We start from the raw sequence: 22,694 nt of genomic DNA, 5'->3' as shown, positions 1-22,694 counted from the left end.
TATAGTAAGAAATCTTTCAAATTAAAGGAGATTATACATATGTCATTTGAACAAACGTTAGAGAAATATGCTGCTCTTGCAGTTAATGTTGGTGTTAATATTCAACCTGGACAAACTTTATCAATTAGTGCACCTCTTGAAGCTGTACAATTTGTACGCCTCGTTACAGAAAAAGCATATAAATCTGGTGCAAAACACGTATATGTAGATTGGAATGATGAGACGTTAACACGCTTAAAGTTCGATCTAGCTCCTGAAGAAGCTTTCGCTGAATTTCCATCTTGGAAAGCACATGCTCGTGAAGAATTAGCAAAAGAAGGCGCTGCATTTATGTCTATCTATGCAGAAAACCCTGATTTATTAAAAGGTGTAGAAGCATCGCGTATTGCAACAGCTCATAAAGTAGCTGGAGAAGCAATGAAAGTATACCGTGATTACGTACAAGCAGATAAAGTAAGTTGGTGTGTCATTTCTGTTCCTACGAAAGAATGGGCTGCGAAAGTATTCCCTGACGTAGCGCCAGAAGAACAAGAAGCAAAGTTATGGGATGCTATTTTCAAAGCTACTCGTGCTGATTTAGAAAATCCTGTCGAAGCATGGAAAGAACATGATGAAACATTACATACAAAAGTGGATTACTTAAACGAAAAGCATTATAAAGCTCTTCACTATACAGGTCCTGGAACAGATTTAACAATCGAACTTCCAGAAAAACATGTATGGGCTGGTGCTGGTAGCTTAAATGAAAAGAACGTACCATTTATGGCTAATATTCCAACTGAAGAAGTATTTACAATGCCACTTAAAACAGGTGTAAACGGCCAAGTTTCTAGTACAAAACCGTTAGTATTTGCAGGTAATATTATCGATAATTTCACGTTAACATTTGAAAACGGGCGTATCGTAGACTATAAAGCTGAAGCTGGTGAAGAAGCTTTAAAACATTTAGTAGAAACAGATGAAGGTTCTCACTTCTTAGGAGAAGTAGCTTTAGTACCTCATGACTCACCAATTTCAAACACAAATGTTTTATTCTACAATACACTATTTGACGAAAATGCATCTTGCCACCTTGCAATCGGAAATGCTTATGCATTTAACTTAGTTGGCGGAAAAACAATGTCTAAAGAAGAACTTGCTGAAAACGGCGCAAACGCTAGTATCACACACAACGACTTCATGATTGGATCAGCTGAGCTTGATATTGACGGTATTACTGCTGATGGCAGACATGAGCCTATCTTCCGTAAAGGTAACTGGGCGTTTTAAATTTATTACCATAAAGAAACACATTGGATAATCAAATGTGTTTCTTTATTTATTTGGTCTCAATTCAAATTTTATCGTTCTATTTTCATGCGTAAACTCCGGTCTATACGTAGCGATATACGTATTTTCTTTCGCTACGTCAAATAGCATGATATCTTGAATTTTTTCATCTGGTGCTAACTTTTTACTAATAAAGCTATCAGGGTTATTATATTCTTTAAATCTTGTACCTTTCTTATCGGTAATCTCAAATTCATAAAATGCAAAAGGTATTTCCTTTTTACTATTATTTTCTACTTTGAAAATAATCCCCAAAATCTCCTCTTTCTTTTTATTCTCATCATAATCCGGATATCCTAATTTAACTGAATCGATAGTTACTTGCAAACCATCTACGTCTACTGTCTCCCCTATTTTATACACTTTATCTTGAACATCTTCTTGTTTACTTTCATTACTATCTTTAGTCTCAGTGCAAGCACTTAAACTAAAAGCTATGCCAAAAATTAAAACAATTTGACTTACCTTTTTTAACATACTCTTTCCTCCACATAAGACAATATTTCATATGTATCATAACAAAACGCTTTACTCTTTCTTGTCATATTTTGTCGTATTAATTGTTAACTGCACAAATAGAAAAAAGCTATCTTCTACAAAAGATAGCTTTCATGATGCCGATGAAACCTTAAGCCCAATGACACCCAAAACAATAAAAAGAATACAAAATGCTTGAAATAAACTAATATGCTCTTTAAAAAAGTACACACTAATGATTGTAATAAGTAATGTTCCAACGCCAGACCAAATAGCATAAGCAATACTTAAATGAATCTTTTTCACAACGATGGCAAACACGCTGAAACAAATCCCATAAAACACGAAAATCAGTACACTTGGAACGAGCTTTGTTAAACCATTTGATAGTTTCATCGCAATTGTTCCAGCTACTTCAAAAATAATTGTAACAAGTAATAATAGCCAATATACCATACTAGAATCTCCTTCTCTGTTACCTTATAGAGATTCTAGTATACTACTTATAGTCCCAATGAAATATATTTAATTTCTAAATATTCCTCGATGCCGAAATGGCCTCCTTCACGACCGATACCACTTTCTTTAAATCCACCAAATGGTGCTTGTGCAACTGATGGAAGACCATCGTTTAGACCGATAATACCGTACTCTAACGCTTCACTAATTTGGAATGCTTGGCTAATGTCTTTCGTGAAAATATACGCAGCTAAACCGTATGGTGTATTGTTTGCACGTTCGATTACTTCATCAACTGTTTTAAATTTCGCAACTGGTGCCACTGGCCCAAATGTTTCTTCATTCATACAAAGCATCGTATCATTTGCCAACCCAATTACAGTCGGTTGAATGAAATGTCCCTCTAACTCTGCGACCTTTTGACCACCATATAAAACTGTTCCACCTTTTTGAATAGCATCTTCAATATGTTCTTGTACTTTTGAAACTGCATTCTCATCAATAAGTGGCCCGACAGTCGTTCCGTCACCGAAACCGTCTCCTACTTTCAACTGCCCTACTGCCTTTTGGAACTTCTCTACAAATACTTCGTATACTTCTTCTTGAACGAATACTCGGTTTGTACATATACACGTTTGTCCTGCATTACGGAATTTCGAACCAATCACCGCTTCTACTGCTTTATCTAAATCTGCATCATTCATTACGATAAACGGAGCGTGTCCCCCTAACTCAAGCGAAACTTTTTTCATCGTTTGCGCCGCACTAGCCATTAACTCTTTCCCGATTTCCGTTGACCCTGTAAAGGACACTTTTCGAACGCGACCATCTTCCATCCATGTATCAGCAATTGCTTTTGCACTACCTGTTATGATATTGATTACGCCCTTTGGAATATCTGCTTCATGGGCTAATTCAGCTAATTTCAATGCAGTTAATGGCGTTTGACTTGCCGGTTTCACAACGGCTGTACAGCCTGCTGCAAGCGCTGGGGCTACCTTTCTCGTAATCATAGCAGCTGGGAAGTTCCAAGGTGTAATAGCTGCCATAACGCCAACTGGTTGCTTCATAACTAAAATGCGCTTATTCGGATGAGCAGCAGGAATCATTTCACCATATACGCGTTTCCCCTCTTCTGCATACCATTCAACAAAACTGTTTGCATAATTTACTTCACCAAGCGCTTCTGCAAACGGCTTCCCTTGTTCCTTCGTCATAATCGCTGCGATCTCTTCTTTATTTTCATCAATAAGCGTAAACCACTTTTTTAACTTCGTTGCACGATCTGCTGCCGTTAACTTAGACCACGTTTTAAAAGCTTCATGTGCAGCATCAACAGCTTGCTTTGCCTCTGTTACTCCGCCTTTTGGTACAGTTGCAAATATTTCCTTCGTCGCAGGATTATTTACTTCAATTTGTTCTTGTAGTGTAATCCACTCACCATTTATATACATCGCCTTTTTATCTATACTTACGAAAGTCGCCTTTTTATCCAATGTTTTCTTCCTCCTCTATGAACTTCTTAATTTTTCTAGTAGCAGCAGATTGACTAATTTGCAAAAACTCAGCCACTTTATAACTTGATCCATACGTTTTATATGCTTTAAGAATTATATTTCTCTCTACCTCTTCCAGCATTTTATAAAGGCTTTGCCCCGATTGTTCAACTGCAGCCTCTTGCATAGAGAGTGGCAAATCCTCTACCGTTACAACATCATCAACAGTAATAACAATTCTCTCAATTACATTCTCTATTTCTCTATTGTTCCCTTCCCACGGATATCCAACAAACATTTGTAACGTACTCGGCGCTAGTTTCACATCACGTCCGTACTTTTTATTAAAGTGCTGCAAGTAATGATAAATAAGCGGCAAAATATCTTCTGTTCTTTCCCTAAGCGGGGGAATTGCAATTGGAATGACATTCAAACGATAGTATAAATCTTTCCGAAATGTTCCTTCTTTCACCATCTCGCTTAAATCTCTATTTGTTGCCGCCACAATTCGAACATCTACTTTTTTTAATTCTCTTCCGCCTATAGGACGAAATGTTTTTTCTTGCAATACTTGCAAAAGCTTCGCTTGAATTTCAAGCGGCATTTCACCGATTTCATCTAAAAAAAGAGTTCCTTTATGCGCGGATTCTAATAGTCCCTTTTTCCCTTCACGATTCGCACCTGTAAAAGATCCACCTGAATATCCAAAAAGCTCCGATTCAATTAAATTAGTTGGTAATGCCGCACAATTAATTTCATAGAAACTTTCATGCTTACGGTGACTCACTTCATGTAAATGGCGTACTAATCGACTTTTTCCTACTCCAGTCTCGCCTAAAACGAGAACAGTACTATCCACTACAGATACTTTTTTGATTGTATCGACTATTTTTTGCATAGCTAGACTTTTAAAAATAAGTCCTTCATGCTCATATGTTTCTCTTAATTCTTTTTTATATGTTTTTAGCTGATTATCCATTTCCTCTACCTTTTGACGTAATTGATAGAGTTCAGTAAGGTCGCGAGAATAACTAATCACTCTTCTTAAATTTCCCTCATCATCAAAAACAGGCCTTGTACGAACGTGTAAATACTCTCCTGATTTTGTAGTTTGAACGAGTTCAATTGGCCTCTTTTTTTCAATCACTTCTAATGTCGCTGATGGATAAAAGATTCCATCCTTTTGTAGTTCTTTTACATGCTTACCAACTAACTCTTCTGCAGCTAGTTGGTAGTGCCTTTCACATGTACTATTTACACGTACAACGATCCCTTGCTCATCTGTAACAAAAATTTCGTCAAACGCATATTCAAATACATCTTTTAAATCCATTAACACTCGTTCCTTTTCTGCAACCATCCTAGCCACCCCTAACTTCAAATCCATCGATCCACTTCACTACCTTTATTATAAAGTGAATTTTCTGCATTTAATATAGAGTCAACTAGAATGTTTGCTATTTATACTTCAGTTTTTAAACGCGAGCGATGTTTGTTTGCTCATAACAAGCTTGCAATGATTCTTCAATTATTGTTAAACCTTCTTCAAGTTGCTCATCTGTAATAACTAAAGGCATTAACACACGGATAACATTTCCATATGTCCCTGCTGATAATAACAGTAACCCACGCTTATTTGCTTCTGCACATAGATTAGCCGTTAACGTTTTGTCAGGTGCTTTCGTCTTACGATCTTGAACGACCTCAAATGCACACATTGCGCCTAACCCACGCACATCACCGATGCAATGATATTTATTTTTCATCTCTTCGAATCGGTTCATTACGACTTTTCCTAATTCTATCGCTCTATCATTTAATTTCTCATTTTCTATTACATCGAGAACAGCTAATGCAGCCGCACATCCTAATGGACTTCCTGCATACGTTCCACCAAGTTCACCTGGTGCAGACTCATTCATAATTTCTTTACGTCCAATGACACCACTTATCGGTACACCAGCACCTAATGATTTAGACACTGTAATTAAATCTGGAACGACATCATAGTGATCAATTGCAAAATATTTTCCTGTACGACTAAAGCCTGTTTGTATTTCATCCGCTACAAATAAGATGCCGTTCTCTGAACAAATGCGGCGTACTTCTTGAACAAATTTCTTACTTGGGACGATAAATCCACCTTCCCCTTGAACAGGTTCCATTACAACAGCTGCAATTGTTTCTGGTGCTACTTCCGATATGAAGAAGTTCTTAAACTCTTCAATAATAAAATCATCATACTGCTCTTCCGTTAATCCCTCTGGGCGACGGTATTCGTATGGAAATGGCGCTTTATATACTTCTGGAGCAAAGGGACCAAACCCAAATTTATATGGCTTCACTTTACTTGTCATCGTCATTGTCATTAATGTACGCCCGTGGAAACCTTTAGAAAATGCGATAATACCAGGTCTCTTCGTATATTTACGAGCGATTTTCACCGCGTTCTCAACTGCTTCTGCACCACTATTTAAAAACAGGACTTGCTTATCGAAACTTCCTGGTGCCAATGCCGCAAGCTTTTCTGCTAATTCAATATATGGCTCATACATCATAACGTTAAATCCAGTATGAATGTATTGATCGACTTGTTTATGGAGCGCTTCTTTAACCGTTGGATGACAATGCCCTACGTTAATTGTCCCGATTGCTCCTGCAAAATCAATGTACTGATTGCCATCAACATCTGTTACAAGAGCACCATTGGCAGATCGTACAAACGTTGGGATGCCGTTACTTACTCCTTTTGGTACTATATTTTGACGGCGTTCTAATAAAGATGCCGCTTTCGGTCCTGGAATTTGTTCATTTACTTTAGCAAATTTTTTTGTGTTCATTGCGTACCCCATCCTTTTCTTTACATTGTTTTCTCTTTTTATTGCAAAATATATGCCAACTTTCTTTTCTAGCATTTATCCTATATTCTTTGTATCCAGGCATAAAAAATAAGTCTATAAAGACTCATTAAGAGTCTTTATAGACTTATTTTCCTTACACATTAGACTCTTCTTTCTCCCAGAAAAACTCACCCGATTGAGAAATAAACTCTCCAACAGAATCTAACACTAAATCAGCAAGTGGTTCTAATGTTGGACGGTCTCCTGTACCAGATAGCACCCCAATTGCATAGCAATCGCCATTTTTAGCTAAATGTAAATCAGTTGGCGTATCTCCAACAACCGCAACCTCACATGATTCTAAATTAAATTTCTCACAAAACACTTCTATAATCTTTTTATCTGGTTTTTGCGCAGGGAATGTATCCGAGGCTATAATATAATCAAAAAAGTTCTCCAACTTATATTGTTTTAAAAATAATTCTGTTGGTGCGAAATCATCCGCCGTGACAACCCCTAATATAAATCCTTTATCTTTTAATGCCTGTAACACTTTCGGTAAGTCTGCTGTCATTTTCATATGCGAACGATGCTCATACATAAGGGAAAATAACTTCTCACTTACCCACTGATGCATCTCTTCTTCTCTAGCAGACTCAATATAATTACAAAGCCCCTTCGCTACATCAAGGCTTGTTCCAGCAGCTATTGCACTCCTTGGATTAACAAATGCTCCCTCTACACCAATCTCTTCTAATAAGGTCTGCCGCATTGTACTTGGTAAATGATATAAACTTATACATTCAGCTACAAGTTCTTCAGCTACTTTTATCCATATTGAATGAAAATCCATTAATGTCCCATCTTTATCAAATAATATTGCTTTTACCTTCTCCATAGCATCCTACCTCTCGTTTCTTATCTCCTCCAGTGTATCAATAAAATATGGATGTAAAATAAAAGAATTGTAAAAATACCATAAAAATCAAACTAACTCCCAATTTACAATTCATTTTAACAAAGTAAAAGAGGATGCCTTTACAGGGCATCCTCTTGATGTTCAGGAACAAATAGTTCTAAACAATGATATATATTTTCGAATTCCATCGGTGCATCTCCACCATACTCACCATCTAAATTAATCATTAGTTTATCTGGTGAATGTACTTTAATTCGGTTCGCTTGTGTATATAACACTTTTGGATTATTAATATGTTCACCACGTTGTGCTTGTGTTGCTGCTTTAATTAAATCAGCGATAGAACCTTTTTTCAGTACTAATAGGTCAAATAACCCATCGTTAATAGATGCATACGGTGCTACCTTTTCAAATCCACCTACTGAACGAGTATTCGTAATTAAAAACATCGTAATTTCTTCTTGTAGTAACTTTCCATCATACTCAATTTCAACATATGTCGGATGCAATGATGGTAACATCTCGATACCTTTTAGGTAATAAGCAAGCTGCCCTAATACTGTCTTTAACTTACTCGGTACTTCGTATGTTAATTCTGTAATACGACCGCCACCAGCGATGTTAATAAAATATGTATCGTTCGCTCTACCAAGGTCTAATGGCACTGTTTTTCCTTCGCAAATAATATCTGCTGCCTCTTCAATAGAACGAGGTACACCAATTGCACGTGCAAAGTCATTTGTCGTTCCAACTGGAATAATTCCAAATTTCGGACGGAATTCATGCCCAACTAAACCGTTTACTACTTCATTTAACGTACCGTCGCCACCAGCCGCAATAACAACATCAAACTTACGATCCGCAGCTTGCCTCGCCGCCACAGTAGCGTCTCCAGGACCCGTTGTCGCATGACAAGATGTCTCATAGCCAGCTTGTTCTAATTTTTGTAATACTTCTGGTAAGCTCTTCTTAAATAGCTCACGCCCAGAAGTAGGATTATAAATAATTCTTGCTCGCTTCATCATTTATTAGCACAGGAAATTTCTTTATGTATCGAAAAAGAACATACTGAACTTCTATTCAGTATTCCCATGCCTACCTCCTCTCATCTTGCTATCCTTCTTTTATCCCGCTCAAACAGGCAGTAAGAACCCGATTCGTGTAGTCCATCAAAAGTAAATATTCATTTCAATGGTTTTTTATTTGACCCCAAAATTTATCCCGCTATTTGCGGGCAGTAAATGCCCGATTGGTGAGGGCTAATAATCAGTGTTGGATGAACCTCCCACTGATTAAAGTTTCACTTTATTTCTATCCATTCTTCCATAAAAATTTACATATAACGAATAATAACTATCTATTATTTCATGAGATGAAAAAAACCTCTATGTTTAGATTTATCATTATTCCCACCTTTTTGCAACTATCATACCATAGTTGCTATACAAACATTTTTCCACTTTTGACAGTTAATCAAACGTTTGTTTAAACGATTTTGTCTCATTTAAACAAACGTTTGATTAACCTAGAAAAACACCCATGTACGGGTGTTTTTCTGCTTAATCTTTAAAAGTTACTACTATTATCGCTTATTAATCTCTTCAAGTAAGATTTTGTTAACAAGCGGTGGATTTGCTTGTCCTTTTGTAGCTTTCATAATTTGACCAACTAAGAAGCCAATTGCACGGTCTTTACCGTTTTTAAAGTCTTCGATAGATTGCTCATTATTATCAAGAATTTCTGTTACAACTTTACGAAGTGTACCCTCGTCAGAAATTTGAACAAGACCTTTCGCTTTAACGATTTCTTCTGGGTCTCCACCTTTTTCAATTAATTCATTAAATACTTTCTTCGCGATTTTAGAAGAAATTGTACCTTTTTCAATTAATTGAACCATTTTAGATAAACCAGCAGGCGTTAATGCAACGTCTTTTAATTCTTTTTGTTGTTTGTTTAAGTATGCAAGTACTTCACCCATTAACCAGTTCGATGTTAATTTCGCATCAGCACCGTCTGCAACAGTTGCTTCAAAGAAATCAGACATCTCTTTCGTTAATGTTAACACGTGTGCATCATAAGCTGGTAAGCCTAGTTCTGCAACGTAGCGAGCTTTACGTGCATCTGGAAGTTCTGGAATAGAAGCTCGAACTGCTTCTTTCCACTCATCATCAATGTAAAGTTCAACTAAGTCTGGCTCCGGGAAGTAACGGTAATCGTCAGATCCTTCTTTCACACGCATTAAGATTGTTTTCTTCGTTGCTTCATCATAACGACGTGTTTCTTGTTGGATGATACCACCAGATAACAGTTCTTTTTCTTGGCGCACTTGCTCGTGCTCAAGACCTTTTTGTACGTAAGTGAATGAGTTTAAGTTTTTCAGTTCCGCTTTTGTACCGAACTTCTCTTGTCCAACTGGACGAAGAGAAATGTTCGCATCACAACGTAAGGAACCTTCTTCCATCTTACAATCAGATACACCAGTGTATTGAATGATTGATTTTAACTTCTCTAAGTATGCATATGCTTCTTCTGGCGTACGCATATCTGGCTCAGATACGATCTCGATTAAAGGCATACCTTGACGGTTGTAGTCTACTAATGAACCATCAGCTGTATGCGTTGATTTACCAGCATCTTCTTCTAAATGAAGACGTGTAATACCGATACGTTTCTTTTTACCGTCTACTTCGATTTCAATCCAACCATTTTCACCAATTGGCTTATCAAATTGAGAGATTTGGTAAGCTTTCGGGTTATCTGGATAGAAATAGTTTTTACGGTCAAACTTCGTTTCCGTTGCGATTTCACAGTTTAATGCCATTGCAGCTTTCATCGCAAAGTTAACTGCTTCTTTATTTAAAGTAGGAAGTACCCCTGGGTATCCTAAGTCAATTACACTTGTTTGTGTATTTGGCTCCGCTCCGAATTCTGTTGGACTCGCAGAGAAAATTTTCGAATTTGTTTTTAACTCAACGTGAACCTCTAAACCAATAATTGTTTCTAAATTCATCTATGCTCGCCTCCTTACAGACTTGCTTTTTTTGTATGATAGTCTGTTGCTTGCTCAAACGCATGTGCAACGCGGTAAATTGTCGCTTCATCGAAGTGTTTACCAATAATTTGTAGACCAAGTGGCATGTTGTTAGCACCGAATCCACATGGAACTGAAATCGCTGGAACACCCGCTAAGTTTACTGGGATTGTTAAAATGTCATTTGCATACATTGTCATTGGATCGTCAACTTTTTCTCCCACTTTAAATGCCGGAGTTGGTGTTGTTGGTCCAATAATAACATCATAGTTAGCAAATACATTTTCAAAGTCGTTCTTAATTAATGTACGTACTTGTTGTGCTTTTTTGTAATATGCATCATAGTAACCAGAGCTAAGAGCAAATGTACCAAGCATAATACGACGTTTAACTTCATCACCGAAACCTTCACTACGTGTGTTTTTGTAAAGATCTAATAAGTTATTTACATTATCAGAACGAACACCGTAACGCACGCCATCAAAGCGTGAAAGGTTAGCAGATGCTTCAGAAGAAGATAGTAAGTAATACGTTGCTAGAGCGTATTTAGAGTGTGGAAGAGATACTTCCTCCCAAGTTGCGCCCATACCTTCTAATACTTTTAAAGCAGCTAGTACTGACTCACGAGCTTCTTCGCCAACACCTTCGCCTAAGTATTCTTTCGGTACAGCAATGCGTAAACCTTTAACATCGCCTGTTAAACCAGCTAAATAGTTTCCAACTTCAACGTTTGCAGAAGTTGCATCCATGCGGTCAATACCTGAAATAGCTTGTAATAAGTATGCATTGTCTTCTACTGTACGTGTAATCGGTCCGATTTGGTCAAGTGAAGATGCGAATGCTACTAATCCGTAACGAGATACGCGTCCGTAAGTTGGTTTTAAACCTACAACACCGCAATATGCAGCTGGCTGACGGATAGAACCACCCGTATCAGAACCTAGAGAGAATAGTACTTCTCCTGCTGCTACAGCTGCTGCAGAACCACCACTAGATCCGCCTGGAACGTAATCTAAGTTCCATGGGTTTTTCGTAGCGTAGAATCCTGAGTTTTCATTTGAAGAACCCATTGCGAACTCGTCCATGTTTAATTTACCGATTGTAATTGTGTCAGCAGCTTTTAGCTTTTGCACAACTGTCGCATCATAAATTGGATCGAAGTTTGCTAATATTTTGCTTGCACAAGTTGTACGAAGACCGTTAGTTACAATGTTATCTTTTACACCAATTGGCATACCGAATAATAAACCATTATCTTCAGCGCCGATTTTTGCATCTAATTCTTTTGCTTTTGCGCGTGCATTTTCTTCATCTAATGTAAGAAAGGCTTTTACGTTATCTTCAACATCCGCAATACGTTTGTAAGATTCTTCTACTAAATCCGTAACGGAAATTTCTTTGTTGTTTAACTTCTTATGTAACTCTGATACTGAATGATCAAATAATGACATCGAAATTCCCCTCCTCTATTCTAATACTGCTGGAACACGGATTTGATTATCTTTGTGATCCGGTGCATTTTTTAATACTTCTTCAACTGGTAAACCTTTTTCTGGTACATCTTCACGCATAACATTTTTCATAGTTAATACATGAGTTGTTGGTTTTACATCTGTTGTATCTAATTCATTTAACTGTTCTGCAAATGTAACAATTGCATCTAGTTGTTTTTGAAATTTTTCTGCTTCTTGATCAGTAATTGCAAGACGTGCTAAATGTGCTACGTGCTTTACATTCTCAACGGAAATTCTTGACACGGCTAGGCCACCTCCATAATATATCGTTCAATCTACAATACTATTGATGATACCAAATTTTCAGTACTTCAAGCAAGTCAACACAGAGTACTTACGCCATTTTTACATAAAAAAAGAAAGGCAAATGCCTTTCTTTACAATTTACTCTTTATCTAACGGTTTATTTTTTGGAAATCTCTCGTTATCTTCTTCATTATCACGAATTGTTTTTTGTAATACAAAACAAGACATCGTTAAAAATAATGTTCCAATTAAATAGTATCCTTTTACACTAAGCGTTTCATCTAACGTATAAATCCCAATTAGCATACCTGAAAGCGCACAAACAAATGAAGTCCATGCTAAAAATGTGAACGCTTGCGTATTACGTCTTCTCATCGTTCTCCCCCTCGTTAGCTGTATACCCATTATAGATAAGTATATTTACCATGATGGATTTTTATGTAAATTCTAGTTTTATATTTATAAATCTATCATAAAAGAATACTATTTTAAAGAAAGTTTTCTGCCTAATCTGAAAAAACAATCTAAACAATTGGTTTTTCAGATTACCTTACTGTTCGCTAGCTATTTTCATTCATAAAAAAAGACCAGGAAAACTCCTGGTCCATTACTCTACTTAACAAACATTGGATTCTACGTTATACAAAATTGGAAGGTACAGAATTAGGGTTTGTTTGTTAAGTTTATATGTTGAACGAACTAACAGCGGAGGGGTTCCTTCTGTTAGTCCATTAAACTCAATCATTATTTTACGATTTTTTCAAGCTCCTCAAGTGAAAGATCTACTGAAATTGAACCATCATTTGTTTCTTTCTTAATTGCATCTGTTACTTCTTTTGAATGGTATAATTCAATTACTTTTTTCAGTGTTGGATCATCTTTATCTTTCGTACGAGCTGCGAAAATATTAATATAAGGCTTCGCATTTTCATTCTTTGGATCTTCTAAGAAAATAGGATCCTTCGCTGGATCTAATCCAGCTTGACCAGCAACACCGTTATTAATAACTGATGCCGCTACATCTTTTAACACACGAGGTGTTTGCTGTGCGATAACCGGTGTAATTTTTAATTTCTTCGGATTTTCAGCAATACCACTTGGATCTCCAAATAGACCAAAATCCTTTTTCAGCTTTAATAATCCAGCTGCATCAAGAAGTTTTAATGCACGTGCTTGGTTCGTTGGATCGTTTGGAATTGCAATTTCTGAACCATCTGGGATTTCATTTGATTTCTTATATTTTTCAGAGTATAAACCCATTGGTGCAATTTGTGTTGTACCAACAGCTGTAATATCTAACTTATGTTCCTTTTTAAATTGCTCTAAGAACGCAATATGCTGGAATGAGTTTAGTTCAATATCTCCATCAGCTAACGCTTTATTTGGCGTTGTGTAATCAGAGAACTCAATCAGTTTAACTTTAATCCCTTCTTTTTCAGCTTTTCTCTTTACAATTTCCCAAGCGTTTCCATCCGTTCCAGTTACACCAATGCGAACTGTTTTCTCTTTTGCTCCTGCATCCGAGCAGCCACTTAACGCCGAAATCCCTACAATCGCTGATAATGCAAATGCTAAAATTTTCTTCATTTTCTTCATTTTCTTTTCCTCTCTTCCTTTTTATGATCTACGTAACAAGACTTTCGCAAAGTAATTTCCTAAATTTTGAGCTATCTGTACGAGAATAATAAGTAACACGACCGTTACGAACATAACTGATGTATCAAAACGTTGATAACCATATGTCATTGCTAAATCACCAAGACCGCCACCACCGACAAGCCCAGCAACTGCAGAAAATTCAATTAAACCAACTGTCATAAATGTGACACCTAAGATTAATGGTGCTAACGCTTCTGGTACAAGGATTTCAAAAACAATTCTAATTGGCGAGGCGCCCATTGCTTGCGCTGCTTCAATTACTCCTTTCGGAACGGAAACAAGGTTTGTTTCAACCATTCTAGCAATACCAATTGATGCGACTAACGTCATCGGGAAAATTGCCGCTGCTGTTCCAATCGTCGTTCCGATAACACTTCTTGTTAGTGGACTTAAGGCTACTAAAAAGATAATGAATGGTACCGGACGAATTGTATTAATTATGATGTTAAGAATAGAAAAGACCCATTTATTTTCTAAAAAGTTTCCTTTTCTCGTTACATATAAAAGTAAACCTAGAGGTATACCAAGAATTGTAGCAAATATAAGGGTTACAATTACCATTAAGAGGGTATCCCCCGTCGCATCTAGTATGCGCGGCCAAAATATACTCCAATCAACTCGCATGAGCTTCTACCTCCTTCAGCTGCACTTGCAGTCTTAGATGTTGTAATGCTTTTTGAATTTCCCTCTGCTCACCTTGCAACTCTACAAGAAGATTTCCAAATAGCACATTTTGAAGTTCAATAATATTTCCGTACAGTACATTTACATCGACGTTATAGTTTTTTGCGATATATGATAGTACCGGCTGTCCTGTCTCCTCACCAGTAAATGTTAGACGATAAATTTGACCACCATTTTGAATTTTCGCTAGAACACTTTCCGGTAAATGATCATTAATGACAGAACGTACAAAGTTTTGAGTCGTCTTTGTTTTTGGTTGCGTGAAAACATCAAACAGTTTTCCTTCTTCAATAACTTTTCCCTTCTCCATTACAGCTACACGGTGACAAATTTCTTTCACAACATGCATTTCATGTGTAATAAGAAGAATTGTTAAATTGTATTCTCTATTTACTTTCTTTAATAAGTTTAGAATTTCTGTCGTTGTTTCTGGATCTAAGGCTGATGTTGCCTCATCACATATAAGAATATCTGGCGATGTCGCAAGTGCTCTAGCAATGCCCACACGCTGCTTTTGTCCACCTGATAGCTGCTCTGGGTAATAGTTTGCTTTATCTTCTAACCCTACAAACTTCAGCAGTTCATTTACTCTTTCTTTTATCTCATTCTTTGGTACTTTCGCTAACTTTAATGGATAAGCAATATTTCCAAATACTGTTCTTGAATTAAATAAATTAAAACTTTGGAAAATCATTCCGATTCTTTGTCTCAGTTTACGTAATTCTTTCGTCGATAATGATGTAATATCTTTATCATCTATTGAAATCGTTCCTGCCGTCGGTCTCTCTAACATATTTACTAAGCGTAATAACGTACTCTTTCCAGCGCCACTAAAACCAATAATGCCAAAAATTTCGCCTTTCTCAACTGATAATGTTACATCCTCCACCGCATGAACAGATTGCCCAGCTGATTCATACAATTTACTTACATTGTTAAAAGAAATCATTTTTTCCCCTCCTATATGCTGTAAAAACTTGAAGCAGAGCTTTCGAGGTAAAATAAAAAGTGCTCTCCTTCTTATCAACCATAAAGATAAGAAGGAGAGCACTTATATGTACTCATTCACATCTTCTCATCTTCCAAGCCTTTATATGGCTTGCTGGAGTTAGCACGGTATTAAAAAAACCCGTTGCTGAGGTATCGTAGGGCCAGTCCCTCCACCTCTCTGGATAAGAATGTATCGATTTAATTGTCGTTTAATTAATTCTCATTATAGAACTCAGAATAATAAGAGTCAATACATTTTTTAGAAAAATATTAATTATTCCTTTATTAAAATTTTCAGATGAAAATTCATGAGAAAATAGTAACTTTCAAGGTTATTTAAAATTCTTCTTCCTCATATTTTTAAACAGGAGAATCCTCTCTACGAATTGAATAAATTTATTTGAATATGAAACTCGGAGGAAGATAAATATATGAAAACAGCTCTTTTACTCGTCGATATTCAAAACGATTATTTTCCAAATGGAAAGATGGAATTGCGTAATCCAGTAGAAGCAAGCGAATATGCTAATCAGTTATTACAACACTTTAGAACAAACAGCGAACCTATTCTTCATATCCAACACGTAGCTATAAAAGATGACGCTACTTTTTTCCTACCTAATACAGAAGGTGTACATATTCACGAAAGCGTACGTCCACTTAGAGAAGAAACAGTTATAGTCAAACATTATCCAAATAGCTTCCGAGAAACTAATCTTCTAGAGCAATTAAAACGTTTAAATATTGAACATGTCGTTGTATGTGGGATGATGACTCATATGTGTATCGATGCTACAGTAAGGGCTGCATTCGATTTTGGCTTTCAATGTACCGTTATACATGATGCTTGTGCTACAAAAGACCTGTCTTTTAAGAACGCTACTATACCAGCTGTTTACATTCACAATACAATTTTAGCTAGTTTAAATGGCGTATATGCAAATGTAATAAGCACGCAAGAATTTTTAGCTACATAAAAAAACACTCCTTTCAGTGAGCAAAACCGAAAGGAGTGTTCCTTGTCGAACCATAGATTTTCTTTCAAATTGTATTATACAGGAAATTCTCAAAATGAATACTAAAAAATATGACTAATAAGTCAACTTTTCTCATCATTTTATTTCTGTTCACATGTTTATCCCGCTATTAATAGGTTTTAGCTCATTCCCTTCGAACGATGGTAATATATAGGATTTCAATTTTAAAAGAAGCTCTTCACATTCTGTGAAGAGCTCCTCTACTATTTCTTATAAAGTTTCAGAAGTAGTTTTTGCTTGCATGTGAAGTGCTAAGTAATCAGGTCCACCAGCTTTAGAGTCTGTACCAGACATGTTAAAGCCACCGAATGGTTGGTAACCTACGATTGCACCAGTACATCCACGGTTGAAGTATAAGTTACCAACGTGGAAGTCTTCGCGTGCTTTTTCAATATGGTCACGGTTGTTAGTAATAACAGCACCTGTTAAACCGTATTCCGTATTATTTGCAATTGCAAGTGCATGATCGAAGTCTTTCGCTTTACAGAATGCTACTACTGGTCCGAAGATTTCTTCTTTCATTAAGCGAGCATCTTCTGCAACGTCAGCAACGATTGTTGGTTGGATGAACCAGCCTTTAGAATCGTCTCCTTCGCCACCTGCTAAGATTCTACCTTCTTCTTTACCAATTGCAACATAGCTCATTACTTTATCGAATGCAGCTTGGTCATTAACAGGACCCATGTTTGTACCTAATACTGCTGGGTTAGCAACTGTTAATTCTTTTGTTAATTCAACAGCACGATTTAATACATGATCATATACATCTTCATGGATTACTGCACGAGAACATGCAGAACATTTTTGTCCTGAGAATCCGAATGCTGATGCAACGATAGACTTAGCTGCTAATTCAAGATCTGCTTCTTTATCAACAACGATTGTATCTTTACCGCCCATTTCAGCGATAACGCGTTTCAACCAAATTTGGCCTGGGTTTACTTTCGCTGCACGCTCATAGATACGGATACCTACATCACGAGATCCCGTGAAACTTACGAAACGTGTACGAGGATGATCAACTAAGTAGTCACCAACTTCAGAACCATTACCTGGAACGAAGTTTACTACGCCAGCTGGTAAGCCAGCTTCTTCTAATACTTCCATAAATTTCGCTGCCACTACAGGAGTTGTACTAGCTGGTTTTAGTAATACTGTGTTACCAGAAACTAAAGCAGCTGTTGTCATACCTGCCATAATTGCGAATGGGAAGTTCCAAGGAGAAATGATAACACCTACTCCTAATGGAATGTAAGAGAAACGATTATATTCAATTGGACGGCTTTCTACTGGAATACCGTCTTTTAATTTTAACATTTGACGACCATAATATTCCATAAAGTCGATTGCTTCTGCTGTATCAGCGTCTGCCTCATTCCATGGCTTACCTGCTTCTTTTACAAGAATAGCAGAGAATTCATGTTTTCTGCGACGAACGATTGCTGCAGCACGGAATAAAATGTCTGCACGCATTTCTGGCTTTGATTTTCTCCAAGTTTGGAATGTTTCATCCGCTACTTGCATTGCTTTTTCAGCTAACTCACGGCTTGCTTTTGAAACACGACCAACAAGTTCCTCTTTATTTGCAGGGTTTACAGAAACAATTTTGTCTTCTGTAGTGATTTTTTCTCCCCCAATAATTAATGGATAGTCTTGTCCAAGATAAGATTCTACTTTCTTTAAACCTTCTTCAAACGCTAATTTGTTAGCCTCCACTGAAAAATCTGTAAATGGCTCATGTTTGTATGCTACTACCATTTTTTTTAGCCTCCCCTTAGAAAAACGTTTACATTTTACAACATTATTCTACACGATAATTTAGATTTATTCAAATATTCCTAGACTTATATTTTAAAAATTAATAAATTTTTAAAATATAATAAAAAAAAGAGATTCATACATGCGTATGAATCTACAAAATATGAGTATATTCCAAAACATTTTTCCCGATCAATAATATAGTAACTAATAAAAATAAAGTCCTTACATATCCAACACCTTTTTGAACCGCAAACTTCGATCCAAAATAAGCACCTAAGATCATTGATAATCCCATGATAATACCGTATTCAAAATGAATTATATCTAAAAATAAAAAAGTAATTAAAGATACAATATTACTAACAAAGTTCAAAAGTTTTCCAGATGCTGCCGCTTGAATAAAATCCAAGCCAATTAATAAAAATGCAAAAATTAAAAACGATCCTGTCCCTGGTCCAAAAAATCCATCATAAAATCCTATCATTAAAATAGCAAAGAAAAATATTAATGTTTTTCTTTGCGTCATCTTCTTATAGGTAGACACACTTCCCCAATTCTTTTTTGCAATAATATAAATAGCAATAAATACCAACATTACAAGTACTAATGGGCGTAAAATATCCGGTGGAATAAATTTTACTACTAAAGCACCTGCAACAGCTCCAACAATAGTTAACGGGATTAACTTTCCTACAATTTTAAAATCAACTTTTCCTGATCGAATAAAATACATCGCACTCGTAAACGTCCCCATTGTTGCCGCTAATTTATTCGTTGCAATTGCCGAAGCTGGCGATAAGCCAACAAACATAAGCGCAGGAAGCGAAATTAACCCTCCTCCTCCAACAACGGAATCAATAAAAGCTGCTAAAAAACCGAATGCAATTAATAAAATAATGACTTGAAAACTTAATTCTTCCATGAGCTTTACCCCTTACCCCTATTTTTTACAACATTTTAAATTATAACAAAATTACATAAGAAAAAAAGCTGTTCCATAGAGGAACAGCCTTCATATTTAATCTAAAATCTTCACAAGTGGTTCATCTTGTTTTGCTTCACGTATAATAATAGCTTCTGGGCGTTCTACAGATTTAATCGTTACTTGTACTTTCATATAATTCGGGAAGTATTCCATAACAAGCCCTGCCACATATTGTGTAAAACCAACTATTTCAGCTTTTCCATTAAACTGGACAGGAATATCAAGCTTCATTTCTCTTAATTCATCATCTCTATACATACCAGTACCAATAACAGCTGTATAGTCGCCTTGGAAATAATCGCTTAGTTTTGCCTTAAAGTTGGATACTCTTGCAAGGTCTTCACGTTTATTATCTGTTTTCGCTTGCTCTGATGGGAACAAATAATATTTTTCATTAATTTGTTGCCAATCTTCAACCGTTTCACTACCTTTTTCAACATTCGCATAAGAAACAAAGTTACCTGGCACGAGCGAAGACTTTGGAGCTTGGCGATAAATCGCAAATGTTATTGGAATATTTTTGGTTTCAGGTTCTTTTTGATGTATGACTTTCAAAATTTCTTGCGCCATTTTTTTCCCTTCAGCTAACATCTTTTCATCCGGGATTGCAGCTTCACGTGGATAACCATGCTCTTCGTTAAAATATTGAACAGAATTCATTGCTAATCCAACTACCATACCAACGCGTTCCTCGCCGTTATCGCCTTTTTTCACATAATAATCATGCTCTAAAATATTTGAAATATATATTGGATTTTTTTTATTTTTCACTTCTAGTGATTCGGATCCTGTTCCTAATGCAGGGTTTAATCCTATATTAGGAAATTTAACTGCATCTTTTTTTAATTTGTCCTCTAGTTCCTTTTGTTCAGCATCTGTACGTTTTCTTTTAACAAGCATCTGTATAGTTTGAGTATCTAGAGCTTTTCCGCCTTTTAAAAAATTATCTTTCGTACTAAATGATTCTTTTGCAATTCGCATTAACCCTGTTTCAAATTCATCTATATCAAGACGACTATTTAACCCTTGCACCACTAAACCACGTGCATTTCCACCATCAAATGGAATAGTCGTCTTATAATATTCATCCGAAATAGCGTATTTTGGAACAACTGATTGTTCTTTTGCTTTCCCCGATTTCTCAGCCACTTTTTCATCTTTGTCGGCACCTGCACTACACCCACTTACAAGTAGGCCAAGGCTTAATACCGCTAATGCTATTTTTTTCATGGTAAGTTTGCACCTCTTACTTATTTAGCTCTTGTAAGAACCTCTCTTCATTCCAAACCTCAACATTATGTTTCTCCGCTTGTGCTAATTTCGAACCAGCCGCTTCACCTGCAACAACTAAATCCGTACTCTTACTAACACTTCCCGTTACTTTTCCACCTAATGCCTCAATCTTCTTCTTCGCTTCACTTCGCCCCATAACTTCTAGCTTACCTGTTAAAACAACCGTTTTTCCTGCGAAGTAAGATTCAACATTTTGTAAATCTGCAATTTTTATACCTTTGTATGTCATATTCACGCCATACTCTTTAAACTGCTGTAATAACTCTAATACATCTTCATTATCAAAATATGTCACAACAGATTGAGCCATTTTTTCGCCAATTTCATTAATTGCTTTTAGTTCTTCTTCCGTTGCTTTTACAAGCTCATCCATCGTTTCAAAGTGCTCTGCAAATGTACGTGCTGCTTTCGCTCCAACGTGGCGAATTCCAAGACCAAATAATAATCGCTCTAACGAGTTTTCTTTAGAATTTTCAATTGCTTGTATTAAGTTTGTTGCTGATTTTTCACCAAAACGTTCTAACTGTAATAATTGCTCTTTCGTCAATGCATATAAATCAGCAAATGTACGAATGTAATCAGCATCAAAGAGTTGTGTAATGACACGTTCTCCAAGTCCATCAATATTCATTGCATTTCTTGAAACGAAATGGATTAACCCTTCTCGAATTTGAGCAGGACAAGTTGGATTTATACAACGAAGTGCTACTTCTTCTTCTAAACGAACAAGTTCACTCTCACATGCTGGACAATGAGTTGGCATGCGGTATTCTTCTTCCTCACCAGTACGCTTATCAAAAATAACGTTCACAACTTCAGGAATAATATCTCCAGCCTTCTTCACAACAACGTAGTCACCAATTCGAATGTCTTTTTCACGAATTAAATCTTCGTTATGTAAAGAAGCACGACGAACAATCGTACCAGCAACTCTCACTGGCTCTAGTTCTGCAGTCGGTGTTACAACTCCTGTTCGGCCAACACTTAATTCAATGCCTGTTAATCTCGTTACAACTTCTTCAGCCGGGAATTTATAAGCAATCGCCCATCTTGGACTCTTCGCTGTAGTTCCTAGACTTTCTTGAAGGGCAACATCATCTACTTTTATAACGATTCCATCAATCTCATAATCAAGATGCGGACGTTTTTCTTGCCATTCTTCTACATAAGCTATAACTTCTTCAATTGTTTCACATGTACGGCGATTTGGATTTGTCTTAAATCCAAGTTCACCTAAGAAATCAAGCGATTCACTATGTGATGGAATTGTTTTTTCTTCTACATTCGCAAGACCATACACAAACATAGATAAGTTACGCTTCGCTGCAATTTTCGGATCAAGTTGACGTATTGAACCTGCTGCTGCATTACGCGGATTCGCAAATACATCTTCTCCATTTTGCTCTTTTTCTTCATTTAGTTTAACGAATGAACGCTTCGGCATATAAGCTTCGCCTCGTGCTTCTAACGTTACTTCTTCATTTAAACGAAGTGGGATAGCTTTAATCGTTTTTAAATTTTGAGTAATATCTTCACCCGTTACACCATCACCACGTGTCGCCCCTTGAATGAAGCGTCCTTTTTCATAATGAAGCGAAACGGCAAGCCCGTCAATTTTTAATTCACATATATATCTTACATTCGCACCATCAATTCCTTGACGTACTCTTCTGTCGAAATCACGTAAATCTCCTTCGTTAAATGCATTTCCTAAACTTAACATTGGTGACTTATGTGTTACTTTTTCAAATATATCAAGAACAGTCCCCCCAACGCGAACGGAGGGAGAATCTTCACTCATAAACTCTGGGTTCTCTGCTTCTAATTTTATAAGCTCCTGCATATTACGGTCATATTCCGCATCAGAAACAGAAGGATTGTCTAATACGTGATATTGATAGTTAAATGTATTTAATAAATCACGCAGTTCTTCTATACGTTTTTTTGCTATCTCTTTTGACATATCCTCATTCC

19 protein-coding genes, 1 pseudogene and 1 riboswitch are annotated in these 22,694 nt (G+C 36.5%); of the genes and pseudogenes, 2 read left to right on the top strand and 18 right to left on the bottom strand.

Features of this window, described 5'->3' with window-relative positions; genetic code table 11:
- Nucleotides 1–39 precede the first annotated feature (39 nt).
- Nucleotides 40–1,269 carry an aminopeptidase gene (locus BC_RS01835; RefSeq protein ID WP_000007349.1) on the top strand — a complete coding sequence of 410 codons (1,230 nt, stop codon included), beginning with the start codon at nucleotides 40–42 and terminating at the stop codon, nucleotides 1,267–1,269.
- A 45-nt stretch (nucleotides 1,270–1,314) separates the two neighbouring features.
- On the opposite strand, the gene BC_RS01830 is transcribed toward BC_RS01835, so the two are convergent.
- The 14 genes from BC_RS01830 to BC_RS01765 all read right to left on the bottom strand — a co-directional run bounded on the left by BC_RS01830 (nucleotide 1,315) and on the right by BC_RS01765 (nucleotide 15,603).
- Complete coding sequence (locus BC_RS01830) at nucleotides 1,315–1,806, bottom strand: DUF4352 domain-containing protein (RefSeq protein WP_000915110.1); 492 nt, start codon at nucleotides 1,804–1,806, stop codon at nucleotides 1,315–1,317.
- A gap of 132 nt (nucleotides 1,807–1,938) precedes the next feature.
- Nucleotides 1,939–2,262 (bottom strand): DMT family transporter, encoded by a 324-nt coding sequence (locus BC_RS01825; protein WP_000263262.1) that lies wholly within the window; start codon nucleotides 2,260–2,262, stop codon nucleotides 1,939–1,941.
- Nucleotides 2,263–2,309: 47 nt separating this feature from the next.
- Nucleotides 2,310–3,761: an NADP-dependent succinate-semialdehyde dehydrogenase gene (gabD, locus tag BC_RS01820; RefSeq protein ID WP_000358132.1), complete on the bottom strand. Its 1,452-nt coding sequence runs from the start codon at nucleotides 3,759–3,761 to the stop codon at nucleotides 2,310–2,312.
- Nucleotides 3,754–5,121 (bottom strand): sigma-54 interaction domain-containing protein, encoded by a 1,368-nt coding sequence (locus BC_RS01815; RefSeq protein ID WP_000225134.1) that lies wholly within the window; start codon nucleotides 5,119–5,121, stop codon nucleotides 3,754–3,756. The genes gabD and BC_RS01815 overlap by 8 nt, the downstream gene beginning before the upstream one ends.
- Nucleotides 5,122–5,236: 115 nt before the next feature.
- Complete coding sequence (gene gabT / locus BC_RS01810; RefSeq protein ID WP_033685433.1) at nucleotides 5,237–6,601, bottom strand: 4-aminobutyrate--2-oxoglutarate transaminase; 1,365 nt, start codon at nucleotides 6,599–6,601, stop codon at nucleotides 5,237–5,239.
- A gap of 154 nt (nucleotides 6,602–6,755) precedes the next feature.
- Nucleotides 6,756–7,499: an HAD family hydrolase gene (locus tag BC_RS01805; RefSeq protein WP_000416671.1), complete on the bottom strand. Its 744-nt coding sequence runs from the start codon at nucleotides 7,497–7,499 to the stop codon at nucleotides 6,756–6,758.
- Between the two features lie 140 nt (nucleotides 7,500–7,639).
- Entirely contained in the window at nucleotides 7,640–8,545 is a 906-nt protein-coding gene (locus BC_RS01800; RefSeq protein ID WP_000977679.1) for a diacylglycerol kinase, read from the bottom strand.
- A 557-nt stretch (nucleotides 8,546–9,102) separates the two neighbouring features.
- Nucleotides 9,103–10,530 (bottom strand): Asp-tRNA(Asn)/Glu-tRNA(Gln) amidotransferase subunit GatB, encoded by a 1,428-nt coding sequence (gene gatB / locus BC_RS01795; RefSeq protein WP_001047685.1) that lies wholly within the window; start codon nucleotides 10,528–10,530, stop codon nucleotides 9,103–9,105.
- A gap of 14 nt (nucleotides 10,531–10,544) precedes the next feature.
- Nucleotides 10,545–12,002 carry an Asp-tRNA(Asn)/Glu-tRNA(Gln) amidotransferase subunit GatA gene (gene gatA, locus BC_RS01790; RefSeq protein WP_000051433.1) on the bottom strand — a complete coding sequence of 486 codons (1,458 nt, stop codon included), beginning with the start codon at nucleotides 12,000–12,002 and terminating at the stop codon, nucleotides 10,545–10,547.
- 15 nt (nucleotides 12,003–12,017) lie between these two features.
- On the bottom strand, nucleotides 12,018–12,308 hold the full coding sequence (gatC, locus tag BC_RS01785; RefSeq protein ID WP_000086999.1) for an Asp-tRNA(Asn)/Glu-tRNA(Gln) amidotransferase subunit GatC: 291 nt from the start codon (nucleotides 12,306–12,308) through the stop codon (nucleotides 12,018–12,020).
- 141 nt (nucleotides 12,309–12,449) lie between these two features.
- Entirely contained in the window at nucleotides 12,450–12,686 is a 237-nt protein-coding gene (locus tag BC_RS01780; RefSeq protein ID WP_001254393.1) for a YiaA/YiaB family inner membrane protein, read from the bottom strand.
- Between the two features lie 369 nt (nucleotides 12,687–13,055).
- Complete coding sequence (locus BC_RS01775; RefSeq protein WP_033685432.1) at nucleotides 13,056–13,898, bottom strand: MetQ/NlpA family ABC transporter substrate-binding protein; 843 nt, start codon at nucleotides 13,896–13,898, stop codon at nucleotides 13,056–13,058.
- Nucleotides 13,899–13,928: 30 nt separating this feature from the next.
- On the bottom strand, nucleotides 13,929–14,594 hold the full coding sequence (locus BC_RS01770) for a methionine ABC transporter permease (protein ID WP_001261865.1): 666 nt from the start codon (nucleotides 14,592–14,594) through the stop codon (nucleotides 13,929–13,931).
- The gene (locus tag BC_RS01765; RefSeq protein WP_000622962.1) at nucleotides 14,584–15,603 is read right to left on the bottom strand and encodes a methionine ABC transporter ATP-binding protein; all 1,020 of its coding nucleotides are present in this window, start codon (nucleotides 15,601–15,603) and stop codon (nucleotides 14,584–14,586) included. Before BC_RS01765 ends, BC_RS01770 begins: the two co-directional genes overlap by 11 nt.
- Before the next feature lie 123 nt (nucleotides 15,604–15,726).
- A riboswitch (SAM riboswitch) is annotated at nucleotides 15,727–15,833 on the bottom strand.
- A 242-nt stretch (nucleotides 15,834–16,075) separates the two neighbouring features.
- Here BC_RS01765 and BC_RS01760 point away from each other — a divergent pair.
- A pseudogene (locus tag BC_RS01760) lies at nucleotides 16,076–16,641 on the top strand (cysteine hydrolase family protein).
- 250 nt (nucleotides 16,642–16,891) lie between these two features.
- Here BC_RS01760 and pruA read toward each other — a convergent pair.
- From pruA to ligA, 4 genes are all read right to left on the bottom strand, one after another.
- A complete protein-coding gene (gene pruA, locus BC_RS01755) occupies nucleotides 16,892–18,439 on the bottom strand; it encodes an L-glutamate gamma-semialdehyde dehydrogenase (RefSeq protein WP_000259555.1) in 1,548 nt (515 codons plus the stop codon).
- A 154-nt stretch (nucleotides 18,440–18,593) separates the two neighbouring features.
- Entirely contained in the window at nucleotides 18,594–19,364 is a 771-nt protein-coding gene (locus BC_RS01750; RefSeq protein WP_000391974.1) for a TSUP family transporter, read from the bottom strand.
- Nucleotides 19,365–19,460: 96 nt separating this feature from the next.
- Nucleotides 19,461–20,657, bottom strand: coding sequence for a CamS family sex pheromone protein (locus BC_RS01745; protein WP_000717031.1), 1,197 nt, complete (start codon nucleotides 20,655–20,657; stop codon nucleotides 19,461–19,463).
- Between the two features lie 16 nt (nucleotides 20,658–20,673).
- Nucleotides 20,674–22,683 carry an NAD-dependent DNA ligase LigA gene (gene ligA, locus BC_RS01740; protein ID WP_000031450.1) on the bottom strand — a complete coding sequence of 670 codons (2,010 nt, stop codon included), beginning with the start codon at nucleotides 22,681–22,683 and terminating at the stop codon, nucleotides 20,674–20,676.
- Nucleotides 22,684–22,694 lie beyond the last annotated feature (11 nt).

Source organism: Bacillus cereus ATCC 14579, from assembly GCF_000007825.1.
GTDB lineage: Bacteria > Bacillota > Bacilli > Bacillales > Bacillaceae_G > Bacillus_A > Bacillus_A cereus.
Note: the sequence above shows the minus strand (reverse complement) of the source record. Positions and strands in the feature narration are given on the sequence as shown.

Bases quoted from the DNA above. Each gene is read 5' to 3' on its own strand.
- BC_RS01775 (WP_033685432.1), bottom strand. From the start codon at position 13,898: ATGAAGAAAATTTTAGCATTTGCATTATCAGCGATTGTAGGGATTTCG.
- BC_RS01750 (WP_000391974.1), bottom strand. From the start codon at position 19,364: ATGGAAGAATTAAGTTTTCAAGTCATTATTTTATTAATTGCATTCGGT.
- BC_RS01830 (WP_000915110.1), bottom strand. From the start codon at position 1,806: ATGTTAAAAAAGGTAAGTCAAATTGTTTTAATTTTTGGCATAGCTTTT.
- pruA (WP_000259555.1), bottom strand. From the start codon at position 18,439: ATGGTAGTAGCATACAAACATGAGCCATTTACAGATTTTTCAGTGGAG.
- BC_RS01825 (WP_000263262.1), bottom strand. From the start codon at position 2,262: ATGGTATATTGGCTATTATTACTTGTTACAATTATTTTTGAAGTAGCT.
- BC_RS01815 (WP_000225134.1), bottom strand. From the start codon at position 5,121: ATGGTTGCAGAAAAGGAACGAGTGTTAATGGATTTAAAAGATGTATTT.
- BC_RS01765 (WP_000622962.1), bottom strand. From the start codon at position 15,603: ATGATTTCTTTTAACAATGTAAGTAAATTGTATGAATCAGCTGGGCAA.
- BC_RS01800 (WP_000977679.1), bottom strand. From the start codon at position 8,545: ATGATGAAGCGAGCAAGAATTATTTATAATCCTACTTCTGGGCGTGAG.
- BC_RS01780 (WP_001254393.1), bottom strand. From the start codon at position 12,686: ATGAGAAGACGTAATACGCAAGCGTTCACATTTTTAGCATGGACTTCA.
- gabT (WP_033685433.1), bottom strand. From the start codon at position 6,601: ATGAACACAAAAAAATTTGCTAAAGTAAATGAACAAATTCCAGGACCG.
- BC_RS01745 (WP_000717031.1), bottom strand. From the start codon at position 20,657: ATGAAAAAAATAGCATTAGCGGTATTAAGCCTTGGCCTACTTGTAAGT.
- gatB (WP_001047685.1), bottom strand. From the start codon at position 10,530: ATGAATTTAGAAACAATTATTGGTTTAGAGGTTCACGTTGAGTTAAAA.
- gatA (WP_000051433.1), bottom strand. From the start codon at position 12,002: ATGTCATTATTTGATCATTCAGTATCAGAGTTACATAAGAAGTTAAAC.
- BC_RS01770 (WP_001261865.1), bottom strand. From the start codon at position 14,594: ATGCGAGTTGATTGGAGTATATTTTGGCCGCGCATACTAGATGCGACG.
- ligA (WP_000031450.1), bottom strand. From the start codon at position 22,683: ATGTCAAAAGAGATAGCAAAAAAACGTATAGAAGAACTGCGTGATTTA.
- BC_RS01805 (WP_000416671.1), bottom strand. From the start codon at position 7,499: ATGGAGAAGGTAAAAGCAATATTATTTGATAAAGATGGGACATTAATG.
- BC_RS01835 (WP_000007349.1), top strand. From the start codon at position 40: ATGTCATTTGAACAAACGTTAGAGAAATATGCTGCTCTTGCAGTTAAT.